12 protein-coding genes are annotated in these 13,187 nt (G+C 63.0%); 7 read left to right on the forward strand and 5 right to left on the reverse strand.

Features of this window, described 5'->3' with window-relative positions; genetic code table 11:
• The gene (gene ubiU, locus ACQ4WM_RS22610) at positions 1-1,047 is read right to left on the reverse strand and encodes a ubiquinone anaerobic biosynthesis protein UbiU (RefSeq protein ID WP_436548904.1); all 1,047 of its coding nucleotides are present in this window, start codon (positions 1,045-1,047) and stop codon (positions 1-3) included.
• A gap of 160 nt (positions 1,048-1,207) precedes the next feature.
• Between ubiU and ACQ4WM_RS22615 the strand changes: the two genes are divergently transcribed.
• The 6 genes from ACQ4WM_RS22615 to ACQ4WM_RS22640 all read left to right on the forward strand — a co-directional run bounded on the left by ACQ4WM_RS22615 (position 1,208) and on the right by ACQ4WM_RS22640 (position 9,270).
• A complete protein-coding gene (locus ACQ4WM_RS22615; RefSeq protein WP_436548905.1) occupies positions 1,208-1,624 on the forward strand; it encodes a hypothetical protein in 417 nt (138 codons plus the stop codon).
• Between the two features lie 259 nt (positions 1,625-1,883).
• Positions 1,884-3,644, forward strand: a complete 1,761-nt coding sequence (locus ACQ4WM_RS22620; RefSeq protein WP_436548906.1) for a ribonucleoside triphosphate reductase — start codon at positions 1,884-1,886, stop codon at positions 3,642-3,644.
• Positions 3,641-3,844, forward strand: a complete 204-nt coding sequence (nrdD, locus tag ACQ4WM_RS22625; RefSeq protein ID WP_436548907.1) for an anaerobic ribonucleoside-triphosphate reductase — start codon at positions 3,641-3,643, stop codon at positions 3,842-3,844. Before ACQ4WM_RS22620 ends, nrdD begins: the two co-directional genes overlap by 4 nt.
• Entirely contained in the window at positions 3,844-4,551 is a 708-nt protein-coding gene (locus ACQ4WM_RS22630; RefSeq protein WP_436548908.1) for an anaerobic ribonucleoside-triphosphate reductase activating protein, read from the forward strand. Before nrdD ends, ACQ4WM_RS22630 begins: the two co-directional genes overlap by 1 nt.
• A 148-nt stretch (positions 4,552-4,699) precedes the next feature.
• Positions 4,700-8,746 (forward strand): Pls/PosA family non-ribosomal peptide synthetase, encoded by a 4,047-nt coding sequence (locus ACQ4WM_RS22635; RefSeq protein ID WP_436548909.1) that lies wholly within the window; start codon positions 4,700-4,702, stop codon positions 8,744-8,746.
• Positions 8,743-9,270 (forward strand): 4'-phosphopantetheinyl transferase family protein, encoded by a 528-nt coding sequence (locus ACQ4WM_RS22640; RefSeq protein ID WP_436548910.1) that lies wholly within the window; start codon positions 8,743-8,745, stop codon positions 9,268-9,270. The genes ACQ4WM_RS22635 and ACQ4WM_RS22640 overlap by 4 nt, the downstream gene beginning before the upstream one ends.
• Before the next feature lie 43 nt (positions 9,271-9,313).
• Here the strand turns inward: ACQ4WM_RS22640 and ACQ4WM_RS22645 are convergent, their stop codons facing one another.
• Positions 9,314-9,991: a phosphoribosylanthranilate isomerase gene (locus ACQ4WM_RS22645; protein WP_436548911.1), complete on the reverse strand. Its 678-nt coding sequence runs from the start codon at positions 9,989-9,991 to the stop codon at positions 9,314-9,316.
• 109 nt (positions 9,992-10,100) lie between these two features.
• Here ACQ4WM_RS22645 and ACQ4WM_RS22650 point away from each other — a divergent pair, with 109 nt between their 5' ends.
• Positions 10,101-10,505, forward strand: coding sequence for a hypothetical protein (locus ACQ4WM_RS22650; protein ID WP_436548912.1), 405 nt, complete (start codon positions 10,101-10,103; stop codon positions 10,503-10,505).
• Between the two features lie 221 nt (positions 10,506-10,726).
• On the opposite strand, the gene ACQ4WM_RS22655 is transcribed toward ACQ4WM_RS22650, so the two are convergent.
• The 3 genes from ACQ4WM_RS22655 to ACQ4WM_RS22665 form a co-directional block, all read right to left on the reverse strand.
• Positions 10,727-11,752 (reverse strand): RNA methyltransferase, encoded by a 1,026-nt coding sequence (locus ACQ4WM_RS22655; protein WP_436548913.1) that lies wholly within the window; start codon positions 11,750-11,752, stop codon positions 10,727-10,729.
• Positions 11,753-11,777: 25 nt separating this feature from the next.
• The gene (locus ACQ4WM_RS22660) at positions 11,778-12,119 is read right to left on the reverse strand and encodes a zinc ribbon domain-containing protein YjdM (protein ID WP_436548914.1); all 342 of its coding nucleotides are present in this window, start codon (positions 12,117-12,119) and stop codon (positions 11,778-11,780) included.
• A 100-nt stretch (positions 12,120-12,219) separates the two neighbouring features.
• Positions 12,220-13,098 (reverse strand): alpha/beta fold hydrolase, encoded by an 879-nt coding sequence (locus ACQ4WM_RS22665; RefSeq protein ID WP_436548940.1) that lies wholly within the window; start codon positions 13,096-13,098, stop codon positions 12,220-12,222.
• Positions 13,099-13,187: the final 89 nt, after the last annotated feature.

Consider the following 13,187-nt stretch of genomic DNA (forward strand, 5'->3'; position numbering starts at 1 on the left):
TTATTTCCATGAGCGGTGATAGGCACCCAGGGTGTGCTGCTGGCCTTCGGCCAGCTTGTCCATGGCCGCCATCCAACCCGGCTTGACGGCGTAGCGCTGCTGGCCTTCGCGGCAAGCGTCCAAGCTGTCGATGGCCTCGCGCCAGACCCGCGTGACCTGCGCCACATAGGCTGGGCTGCGCTGGCGGCCTTCGATTTTCACGGCTTTCACACCCATGGCCACCAGTTGCGGCAGCAGCGCCAGGGTGTTCAGGCTGGCCGGCTCTTCGATCGCGTAATACTGTTCTCCGTCGACGTCGAAGCGGCCCTTGCACAGGGTCGGGTAGCTGGCGTTTTCGCCGGGACCATAGCGGTCGATCAGCACGCCGTTCAGGCGCGACTCCAGGCCGCCTGCGGTTTCCGCCCAGCGCACCGCCTTGGCCGGCGAGCACACGCCATGGGTATTGGGCGCTTCGCCGGTCGCATACGACGACAGCGCACAGCGCCCTTCGACCATCACGCACAGGCTGCCAAAGCCGAACACTTCGATCTCGACCGGCGTGTTGGCGATCAGTTGCTCCACCTGCGCCATCGACAGCACGCGCGGCAGCACCGCGCGCGAGACGCCGAAGTGTTCATGGTAAAAGTTGATGGCCTCGTAGTTGGTGGCCGAGCCCTGCACCGACAGGTGCAAACGCAGTTGCGGATGGTGCTCGCGCGCATACGCCATCAGGCCGGGGTCGGCAACGATAACGGCGTCCAGGCCCGCGTCGGCCGCGCGGTCGATGGCGCTGCGCCAGACCATCCAGTTATGCGGCTGCGGATAGGTATTCAATGCCAGCAACACCTTGCGGCCGTGCTGTTGGGCGTAGCGCACACCTTCGGCAATCGCCTTTTCGTCAAAATTGAGGCCGGCGAAATTGCGCGCATTGGTGGCGTCGCGAAAGCCGAGATAGACGGTATCGGCGCCATTGTCGACAGCCGCTTTCAGGGCCGGCAGGCTGCCGGCCGGGCAGACCAGTTCCAGCGCTCCGGCCACGCGCTGGGCGGTAGAATGTTCAAGCTTCATGATGAGGACTTTCTGTATCGGCTCAGGGTCGAGACTATAGCCCCGCGCCATGTGAGCAGTCCTTGACACAGGTGAAGGAATGCATGCATGGGGGTCCTCCTTGCGCTGTAGAATGCGCCCTGCCATCGTGCCTGATCCTCTACTCACAACAGCCATCTCCATGACCCGAAAACCCCTGCTGATCCTGCTCCTGACCCTGTTCCTCACCGCGCTGCAAGTGCAATGGGCCTTGCCCGTCGAAGGCTATGACGCCAACAGCACGCACATGTTTTCACCAGAAATACTGGGCGTGTATCCGGGCGTGGTGCTGCTGTTTTTGCTGGCCGTGTTCGCCCGCCGCCAGCTGCCGCTGCTGCGCCAGAGCGCCATCTGCACCGCCATCCTGGCCGCGTACTGGCTGCTGGCGAACTACATCACGTTCGACATCCGCGTGGCCGGCTGGAGCACGTTTTCGCCGATGGAAATCTGGCTCCATGTGCTGCCTGCTTCCGTCATCAGCATCGCTACCTGCGGCGGGGCGTTTTTTGCGACCACGTACATGATTTTGCGCGAGACGAGGTGGGACAAACATCGCTGAGATCAATGCTGAAATTTTTACCCCAAGTGCAGAATCTGGGGTCGGACCCCCGCGACCGTTGGCGCAAGCCTCTGAGTCAGCGGCATTGAGGGTCTGACCCCGGCACTTTCGCCGTTAGGGGTGAAAGAAATGCCTGCCACGGCCTCGAATTTCACCTCGATCAAGAATCCGCCACTCGCCTGCAAGCACCCTTTGACGACACTACATTTAGTCGATATTCTTCAATAAAACACCGCATGTTGTGGTTATTGGAGGTTTCATGTCAGCTAGCGCACTATCCGTCACGCCGTCTAAAAAACACAGTCAGGTCGACGTCGCCGCATCCATCAACGAGTACCTGGAGCGGCGCGACTGGCGGGTCAACGCCAACGCCAACCAGGGCTATTCGCTGGGCGGCCTGATACTCAATGTATCGGGCAAGGTAATCGCCAACTACTGGCTCGACCAGGTCTATCCGCCGGAAGTGGGCGCAGCCCACCGCGAGGCGGCGCTGCATATCCACGACCTCGACATGCTGGCCGGTTACTGCGCCGGCTGGTCGCTGCGCACCCTGCTGCATGAAGGCCTGAACGGCGTGCCGGGCAAGGTCGAATCAAGCCCGCCAAAACACATGTCGTCGGCGATCGGCCAGATCGTCAATTTCCTCGGCACCCTGCAAAACGAGTGGGCCGGTGCGCAGGCTTTCAGCTCGTTTGACACCTATATGGCGCCGTTCATCCGCAAGGACAAGCTGGCGTACGCCGATGTGCTGCAGTACATGCAGGAGCTGATCTACAACCTCAACGTACCGTCGCGCTGGGGCACGCAAACACCCTTCACCAACCTGACCTTCGACTGGGTCTGCCCGGAAGATTTGCGCCAGCAGATTCCCGTGATCGCTGGCGTGGAAATGCCTTTTTCCTACGGCGAACTGCAGCTCGAGATGGACATGATCAACCGTGCCTATATCGAGATCATGATGGCCGGCGACGCCAGGGGCCGCGTGTTCACGTTTCCTATCCCGACCTACAACATCACCGAGGATTTCGACTGGTACAGCGACAACGCCGAGCGCCTGTTCGAGATGACGGCCCGCTATGGCCTGCCCTACTTCCAGAACTTCATCAATTCGGAACTGAAACCGAACATGATACGTTCGATGTGCTGCCGGCTGCAGCTGGACCTGCGCGAACTGCTCAAGCGTGGCAACGGGCTGTTCGGTTCGGCCGAGCAGACAGGATCGCTGGGCGTGGTGACCATCAACTGCGCGCGCCTGGGCTATCTTTGGCGCGGCGACGAAGCGGCGCTACTGGCCGACCTGGACCGCTTGCTGGAGCTGGGCAAGACCAGCCTGGAAATCAAGCGCGCCACCATCGACAAACTGATGCAGGAGGGGCTGTTTCCGTACACGAAACGCTATCTGGGCACCTTGCGCAATCACTTTTCCACGCTGGGCGTGAACGGCATCAACGAGATGATCCGCAATTTCAGCGGCAATGAATATGACATTACCAGCCTAGATGGCCATGCGCTGGCGATACGCCTGCTCGACCATGTGCGCGCACGCATGGTCCAGTTCCAGGAACAGACGGGGCATATGTACAACCTGGAAGCGACACCGGCCGAAGGCACGACCTACCGCTTCGCGCGCGAAGACCGCAAGCGCTATCCGGCCATCCTGCAGGCAGGGACAAGCGACAATCCCTACTACACGAATTCCTCGCAGCTGCCGGTCGGCCATACCGACGACCCGTTCGAGGCACTGGAACTGCAGGACGCACTGCAGCGCAAATACACGGGCGGCACCGTGCTGCACCTGTACATGACGGAGGCACTGTCGGACGCCAATGCCTGCCGCGAACTGGTGAAACGGGCGCTGTCGCGCTTTTCGCTGCCGTATATCACCGTCACGCCCACTTTTTCGATCTGTCCGCGCCATGGCTACCTGGCGGGAAAACACGAGTTTTGCCCAACCTGCGATGCGGAGCTGATCGCCCGCAAGCAGGCCAATCTGAACGCCATACTGGAGGAAACACCATGAACGCACGTCCCAACCTTGCACCTGCGATTGAACTTCACAACAGCGAACGCCAGCGCTGCGAAATCTGGACCCGCGTGATGGGCTATCACCGCCCCGTTGCCTCGTTCAATATCGGCAAGCAGGGTGAATTTCACGAACGCCAGTACTTCAGCGAAGCGTGCGCCTCGGTGTCGGGTCCCTTGAGCCGCACCTGCCGCTGATGGCCAGGCAACTCAGGGTGGGCGGCGTCACGCCGTTCTCCGCCACCGACTATCCCGGCCAGCTGGCGGCCGTGGTGTTCGTGCAGGGCTGCCCATGGCGCTGCGGCTATTGCCACAATCCGCATCTGCAGCCGCGCTCCGGCGACGCCCTCACGCCGTGGACCGACGTGATGGCGCTGCTGCGCCGCCGCACGGGCCTGGTCGATGCAGTGGTGTTCAGCGGCGGCGAAGCGTGCATGGACCCGGCCTTGAAAAACGCCATGCTCGAGGTGAAAGCGCTGGGATTCAAAGTGGGCCTGCACACGGCCTGCATCTATCCGCAGCGATTGAAGGAAGTGCTGCCGCTGGTCGACTGGGTGGGTTTTGATATCAAAGCCGCTTTCGCGGATTACCGCGCGATTACCGGCGTGGCGGGCGGCGGCGACCCGGCGCGCGCCTGCCTGGACGCCATCGTCGCCAGCGGCGTGGCCCATGAATGCCGCACCACCATCCACCCAGCCCTGCTGCCCGAGTCAGCGCTGCTGGAACTGGCTGAAACGCTGGCAAAAAAAGGCGTCACTCACTATGTGCTGCAGCAGTTCCGCGCCGAAGGCTGCACCGACGCCAGGCTGGCCGACGCCACATTGCACGGCTACCCGGCAGCGGCCACGCTGGCACAAATTACCGCCATGTTTCCGCGATTTACATTCCGTAATCATGGCAATTGACGCCAGGGCCACTTGATTGCAAAAAAAATACTTGAAATCCCCGTTCTGCAACGCTGAAATCGCTTGCTTGCTGTAATGTATCAACTGCGCCGCGCACCAAGTTGGCGCAAGTTTGATCTTTCACCGAGCATTACAGATAAGCGTCATCATGAACGATTTCACCGCCGATAGCCCCACCCTCCATACCGATATCCTGTACGGCCCCCAACGACCGGATCTGCTGCAAGACGAAGTGCTGGCCGACCTGCTGGAGGCCACCGCACGCCGCTGTCCCGACCAGATTGCACTGATAGCCGGCGAACGCCGCATCAGCTATGGCGAATTCGATGTACTGGCCAGCCTGGCCGCCTCGCGCCTGGTGGCGGCAGGCGTACGGCCCGGTAATATCGTCGGCCTGTGGCTGCCGCGCGGCGCCAACCTGCTGTTGATGCAGGCAGCGATTGCCAAGGCGGGCGCCGCCTGGCTGCCGGTCGATGAAGATACGCCCGTCGAACGCCTGCAAGTGTGCCTCGACGACGCCAACGGCGCGGGCATAGTCAGCTGCACGCAGTTTGCGCCGCGCCTGGCGGACGCAGGCGTCATGCGCCCCGTGTGGACGGCGGAAAGCCTGCTGGCGCCGCGAACCGATGGCGAAACGCTGCACCCGCGCCACGCCACCCTGCCGGCACACCCGGCCTACGTGATCTACACCTCGGGTTCGACCGGCAAGCCGAAAGGCATCCTGATCAACCAGCGCAGCATCTGCCACTTCCTGCGCAGCGAGAATGCGGTGCTGGGCGTGACGCAGGACGACACTGTCTACCAGGGTTTTTCGGTCGCCTTCGACATGTCGTTCGAGGAGATCTGGATCGCCTGGCTGGTCGGCGCCACCTTGTGGCTGGGGCCGAAAGAGATCTCCGGCGACCCGGAAGCGCTGCCGCGCGCGTTGGCAAGCAACCAGGTGACGGTGCTGCACGCGGTGCCGACCCTGCTGGCGCTGTTTGCCGAGGAAGTACCAAGCCTGCGCCTGATCAACCTGGGCGGCGAGATGTGCCCCGAGTCGCTGGTCGAGCGCTGGTCGCGCCCTGGTCGCGCCATGTTCAACACCTATGGCCCGACCGAGGCGACCGTCTCGTGCAGCCTGGCGCGTCTGCTGCCGGGCCAGCCGGTGACCATCGGCACGCCGTTGCCCAACTATGGCCTCTTGGTACTGCAGGTGGCGGAAGCGGGCGAAAACCAGTCATTGAAGCTGCTGGCGCGCGGTGAAACCGGGGAATTGTGCATTATCGGCCCCGGCCTGGCCGAGGGCTACCTGGGCCGCCCCGACCTGACAGTGGAAAAATTCCTGCCCAATCCGTGGGCGACGGGGGCTGACGACGCGCGCCTGTACCGCACCGGCGACCTGGCCCGTATCGACGCCGATGGCCAGGTGATGTGCCTGGGCCGCGCCGATGACCAGGTCAAGATACGCGGCTTTCGCGTGGAGCTGGGCGAGATCGAGGCCGTGCTGGCGCAGCAAGCGGGCGTGGGCACGGTGGCCGTCTTGCTGCGCAAGGATGACGGCATCGACCAGCTGGTCGCGTATATCGTCGGCAGCGACCATGCGCCGGACGACGCCCTGACGCCAAAGACCCTGCGCGCAGCACTGAACCTGCACCTGCCGCCGTATATGGTGCCGGGGCGGTTTGAACTGCTGCCGCTGATGCCGCGCCTGACCTCCGGCAAGATCGACAGGAAGGCCTTGAAAGCGATGCCACTGTCCGCTCCACCAGCAGGCGAAGCGGGTGAATCGGATACACCCGAAACGCCGGCCGAAGCAGCCCTGTTCGCGGCGCTGGCGCAGCTGTTCCCGGGCCAGCCGATACTGCGCAGTGCCGACTTTTTCAGCGACTTGGGTGGCCATTCATTCCTTGCCGCGCGGCTGGCCTCAAGCCTGCGCGCCGATCCCCGTTACGCCCACATGACAGTGCGCGATATCTACCATAACCGCGAAATCGGCAAGATCGCCGCCGTGCTGGGAGAAGCGCCCGCGCTGGCCGTACCGGAAGCCGACTGGACGCCACCGTCGCGCGTCAAGCGCTGGGTATGCGGCGCAGCCCAGGCGGCTGCCGTGCCGGTACTGGTGACCCTGCGCATGGCACAGTGGCTGGCGCCCTTCTTTACCTATCATTATTTTACGGGCGACCCGGGCGACACCGTGGCGCGCGCCGTGGCCGCCTCGATCGGCGTGTTCCTGCTGGCGACGCTGGGCGAATTTGCGATTGCGATTGCCGGCAAATGGCTGATCGCCGGGCGCCTGAAAGCGGGCAGCTATCCGCTGTGGGGCGTGACTTATTACCGCTGGTGGCTGGCTGACCGGCTGGTCGAATCGGCGCCTGCCTATCTGCTCAGTGGCTCGTCCTTGAACAGCTGGTGGCTGCGCGCACTCGGTGCAAAGGTCGGCAAGGAAGTGGTAATCGGTTCGATGACCTTGCGCGCGCCAGAGCTGCTGTCGATCGGCGACAACGTCAGCGTCGGCAATGCCGTCAATTTTGAAAACGCGCGCGTCGAACGGGGCCGTTTGCTGCTGGGGCAAATCAGCATCGGCAACGACGCCTGCATCAGCTCCTACGCAATTTTGGAAGGCAATACGACAGTCGGCGACTTTGGCCACCTGGAAGGCCAGTCCGCGCTGGCCGATGGCGCTCAAGTGCCGGCCGGCCGCATCTGGACAGGTTCGCCGGCGCGCGACGCGGGCGCGTTTGACCGGGCCAGCCAGCCGGCGCGGCCCGCAGTAAGCAAAGCCCGATTGAGCGCCGAGATGCTGTTTTTCTGCTTTGGCATGGTGCTGATCGCGGTGCTGTTCTTTATGCCCGTGTTCCCCAGCTTTGTGCTGATCGACTGGTTCGACGAACGCGAAGTGATGCCGTGGCTGCAGGGTCGCGAGGCCACCACGCAACTTGCCCGCTATTTCATCCTGGCCTTCCCGGCCAGCGCCGTGCTGATCGTGCTGACCGCCCTGCTGTCGGCCGCCATCCGCTGGGGTGCGCTGCCGCGCCTGAAGCCCGGCGTTTCTGCCGTGCACAGCAATGTCTATTGCGCCAAGTGGCTGGTCAGCCATATTCAGGAATCGAGCCTGAACGTGTTGCACGGCATTTACGCCACCGTATTCGCACCGTACTGGTATCGCCTGCTGGGCGCCAAGGTCGGCAAGGGCGCCGAGATTTCCACCGCGCTGGGCGTGGTACCCGACATGCTGACCCTGGGCGACGACACCTTTATTGCCGACGCCGTGATGCTGGGCGACGAGCAGATCGACGGCGGCTGGATGACCATGCGGCCCACCGTCATTTCGCACCGCAGCTTTGTCGGCAACGGCAGTTATATCCCCGACGGCACGGTGCTGCCCGAGCATGTGCTGATCGGCGTGCACACGCATGCACCGCGCAATGATCAGATGCATGGCGGCGACACCTGGCTCGGTTCACCGCCGATGCACCTGCCGGCGCGCGAACAGGTCAGCGGTTTTGCCGAGCACCTGACCTTCAAGCCGTCGCCACTGCGCCGCCTGGGCCGCAGCCTGATCGAAGCGTTCCGCATCGTCGCGCCGCATGCGCTGGTGATCGCCGTCGGCTATACGCTGGTGCTGGACGTGATGCCGCTGGCCGGCGCCGGGCGCTGGAGCGAGGTGGTAGCCGACCTGGCGATGGCCGGCGTCGCTTACGGCATCGGCAATTTCCTGCTGGTGGTAGCGCTCAAGTGGCTGCTGCTGGGACGCTACCGCAAGCACGCGGCGCCGATGTGGACGCCGTTCGTGTGGCTGTCCGAAGGCGTGACAAACCTGTACGAAGGCATCGCCGTACCCAACTTCATGCGCTACCTGCGCGGCACGCCGTGGCTGCCGATGGCCTTCCGCCTGTTCGGCTGCAAGATCGGCCGTGGCGTCTACATGGACACCACCGACATCACCGAATTTGACTGCGTGCATATCGGCGACCATAGCGAACTCAATGCGCTGACCTGCCCGCAAACCCATTTGTTCGAAGACCGCGTAATGAAGATCGACCACGTGGAAATCGGTGAGCGCGTCTACATGGGCCCGCGCAGCTCGGTGCTGTACAGCGCCAAGGTAGGCGACAACGCGCGCCTGGGTCCCTTGACCCTGGTAATGAAGGGCGAGCATATCCCGGCCGGCAGCAACTGGGCCGGCTGCCCGGCGGCGCCCCTGCGTACATGAGTTTTACGCAGTACTGGCTGGGCGATGGACTGCTGGCAATCGGCATTGCCGGCGACATGGCGCGCACCGTTGCGCGCCAGCGCATCCGTATTGCCATCTGCGAGGCCGTCGCACAATGGCTTTCCATCGACAGTGAGGCGGTCAGCATGCAATCGCAGCCAGGTCATGCACCGCGCTTGCTGCTGCCCGGCCGCACTGCCGGTCTGGCGATCAGCCACGACGACGGCATCTCGCTGGCCGCCATCCATCTGCACGGTGCGGTGGGCATCGATGTAATGCGGGTGGTCGCGGTTACAGATTGGTTTGCCGTGGCGACCGACTACCTGGGGCCGCAAGTGGCAAGCGAATTGTCCGCCTGCGCCGAAGCGCAGCGACCGCTGGCCCTGGCGCAGGCGTGGACGGCGCGCGAAGCAGCGCTCAAGCATGCCGGCCGGGGACTGAACGAATGGGATGGCGCCGCCATCGATTGCCGCTTGCAAACGCTGGCCGTGCCGCCAGACTATGTGGCAACGCTGGCGTATTGATGGCAAAACTTTGGCAGACGGCGCGTGCAACGGCGGCGCTGGCTCAGCCCTCCGCATAAAGCAGCGCATCGGCTTCGCGCACGGCCGACGTCAAGAGCGCCAGCTTCACGATATCGAGGTGGCCGGCGGTACGCACACGCGAGCACAGGTCGATGCCGTAGGGGCGCACCTGGCGCAGGGCGGCGGCGACATTGCTGTCGTCGAGGCCACCGGCCAGGAACACGGGCACGGGGCTGGCGCGCACGAAGCGCGCGCTGATGGCCCAGTCGTGGATGCGGCCGGTACCGCCCAGCTCCTGGATGGCACCGCAGGGCTTGCCCGAATCGAGCAAAAACGCATGCACATGGGGCGCATAAGCGTCCATCATGCCGAGCGCCTGTTGGTTCTCCACATGGATCACTTGCACCCGCCGCACCTGCGGCAGCATTCGCGCCAGCTCGGCCACTTCACGCGGGTCGATATGGTTGACGATCTGTACCGTGGTCGGCAAGGTGGCCGCGATATGGTCGGCGATACGCGGCGCCGTCGTTTCGGCCGTCAGCAAAAAGGTCGATACCGGCGGCGGCGCCCAGGCAGCGATGCGGGCAATGCGCGCGTCGGGAATCACGCCTGGGCCAGATGGCATGGCAGCGACCAGGCCCAGCGCATCGGCGCCGGCGGCGATCGCCAGTTGTGCTTCATCGATGGAAGCGATGCAGCAGATCTTGATACGGGTTCTCATAATGGCCAACATTACAACATGGCCACGGCTGTGCGACAACATACGCGGTCAAGCGCACGCACGATTTGTGACAGAATAGGCAGGTCGCCCAATACAATAAAATGCGTCCATGCACACCGTTGACTTCGAAATCCGCAAGCAATGCCCGCCGCAGCTGTGCGACTGCGCGCGTGCAGAGCTGATGCAAGATGCGAAGGCCAACCTTGCCATCCTGCGGCTGAACCTGACGGAAGAAAAGCGTTTGCTGGCCCATATCGAGACCATCGCGACGCATGAACAGCTGAAAAAGCTGGAAACAAATTTGCAGAAAAACCTCGGCGTGGTGCTGCGCATCGCCCCCGGCAACGGCGAAGTGCGCACCGTGCGCGGCTTCCAGATTCAGTTGCAAGAGCAGCCCGGCCTGTGCCGCAAGACCCGCGCCGCCATTCCCGCTGCCGTGCGGCGCTGCCTGGCCGCGCATCCGGAGATAGCGTTTGCAATATTGAATGAAAATGATTTGTTGGGCGGAATTTAAACCGATAGCAACTGCCGGTCCTGCTCCACAAGCGTATCAGCAGAATGTGTTGGAAACCCGGGACGCCCGCACGGGCTCTCCGGGCCAAGCGGGCCTGAAAAATGTCGAGGGCAAGGCGCAGCGACGACGACAGTACGCTAGTACGCCTAGGAGCTGCAACGCAGCCATCGGCATTTTCTCGGGCTCGCGTCTCCAGCCCGCCATTTTTACGTTTTTACTCTTCAAGCCGCCTTGATCGGAATTACCCTGCCCTTGGCCTCGCGCGCCCGCAACTGTCCACAACCTCCCTCCACATCCTGCCCGGCCGAATCGCGCAACTTGGTCAGCACACCACGCTCATGCAGGCGGGCCGCAATCGCGCGCGCCTTGTCCCAACTGGGGCGTTTGAACGGCAGGTCGGCGATGGTGTTATACGGAATCATGTTCAGCACGGCATACTTGCCCTTCAACAGTGACACGATGCCGTCCAGTTCATCGTCGCCATCGTTGACGCCTTCCATCAGGGTCCATTGATACTGCACCGGATAGCCGGTCAGGCGCGCATACCACTCGCCAAAATCGACCAGTTCGCGCGGGGAAAGCTTCGGTGCGCGCGGCAGCAGTTGCTCGCGCAATGCAGGTTTGGTGGTATGCAGGGACAGCGCCAGCGCTGGCTTGACCCTGCCCTGCGGCAAACGCTCGAAGGCACGCGGGTCGCCAACAGTGGAAAACACCAGGTTCTTGTGGCCGATATTGCCTTCCGTGCCCAGCAACTCGATCGCTTCCATCACGTTGGCGAGGTTATGGGCCGGTTCGCCCATGCCCATGAAGACGACTTTTTTCACCGGCCGCATGGTGCGCGCCAATACCACCTGCGCGATGATTTCGCCGCTGGTCACTTGCCGTAGCAGGCCGTCGCGGCCCGTCATGCAGAACTGGCAACCGACCGCGCAGCCCACCTGGCTCGATACGCACAGCCCATCGCGCGGCAGCAGCACGCTTTCCACCGTCTGCCCGTCGTGCAGGCCCACCAGCAATCTAGCCGAACCGTCGGCGCCGGGATGGGTACTGAGCAGCCTGAGTATGCCCTGCAGTTCCAGGTCCAGTGCCGGCAACGCTACGCGCACCGGCAGCGGCAAAAAGTCTTCGGCGCGGCGCCGGCCGCAGTCGTGCGGCTGCGCCTGTATCCAGTCGCGCAGCACGCGCTGTTCGTGCAGGGGCTTGGCGCCCAGCGCGCGCAGGCGCTGGCGGATGGTCTCGATCTGCATGGTGGATGACTGGAAAGCGACCGCCTTATACCTTCTTGACGAACTCGGTCTTCAGGCTCATCTGACCGAAACCTTCGATCTTGCAGTCGATATCGTGGTCGCTGTCGACCAGGCGGATGTTCTTGACCTTGGTGCCCATCTTGACGACGCCGCCGCCACCTTTCAGTTTCAGGTCCTTGATGACGCTGACCGTGTCGCCGTCCTGCAGGATATTGCCGGCCGCGTCACGGTAGACTTTCGCACCCTCTTCCACCGCCTCGCCGGCCGTGGCCGACCATTCATGCGCGCATTCAGGGCAGACGAGATTGTTGCCGTCTTCGTACGTGTATTCGGACTGGCATTGCGGGCATGGAGGTATTGTGCTCATTCGTTTCTCTGTCTGGTGAACGGCGCTTGGGCCGTAAAAGCCGACATTATAAGCGCTACGCCCGCCATCGGCGGGCTTTTTCACATATGGCGTCGCAGCCTTATTTGATATTCCTGTCCAGGAAGGCGCGGATCACCGGCACGATCTCGCGGGCATGCGTTTCGAGGGCGAAGTGGCCGGTGTCGTAAAACCGGATATCTGCGTTCGGCAGATCGCGTTTCCATGTTTGCGCACCGGCCGGCAGGAAAAACGGATCATTCTTGCCCCATACGGCCAGCAGCGCAGGCTGCTGCTGGCGGAAATAGGCCTGGAATTGCGGGTACATGCGCACATTGGACGCGTAATCGAGCAGCAGGTCGAGCTGGATCTCGGCGTTGCCCGGACGCGCCACGCGCATGCCTTCCAGGGTGTAGCCGTCTGGCGAGACGCTGTCCGGATGACTCACGCCTTCAAGGTATTGCCACTTGATCCCGGCCGGCGTCGGAAACTCTGCCAGCGCCGCGCGGTTTTGCGCCGTCGGCGCCTGCCAGTATTGCTTGATGCCGTCCCAGCCCTTGGCCAGCCCCTCTTCGTAGGCATTGCCGTTCTGCGAGATGATGGCCGTGATGCGGGAAGGATGGGCCAGCGCCAGGCGCCAGCCAACTGGCGCGCCATAGTCATGCACCATGATGGCATAGCGGTCGAGCTTGAGCTGCTCGGTGAAGCGATCCATAGTCTTGCTGATGTTCTCGAAGGTATAGGCATACTGTTCGCGCGCCGGCGCTTCGGTGTAGCCGAAGGAAGGCAGGTCCGGCGCCACCACGTGATAGCGGTCGCTCAGTGCCGGGATCACATCGCGATACATGAATGAGGAGCCACCAAAGCCGTGCAACAGCAGGATGGTTGGCGCGGCAGGGTCGCCCGCCTCGCGATAAAAAACTTTCACGTCGCCGACGTTTTCGTAGCGGTAATGCACCTGCGCCTTGTCGGCTGCCGACATGGGGGCGGCGCTGGCGCCGACGGCGGCCACGGCCAGAGTTGCGCTGACAGCGAGTGTGGTGGTGTTGATATTCATGGTTTTTCCTTGTA

It is taken from the genome of Janthinobacterium longum (assembly GCF_051380735.1).
Taxonomy (GTDB): domain Bacteria; phylum Pseudomonadota; class Gammaproteobacteria; order Burkholderiales; family Burkholderiaceae_D; genus Janthinobacterium.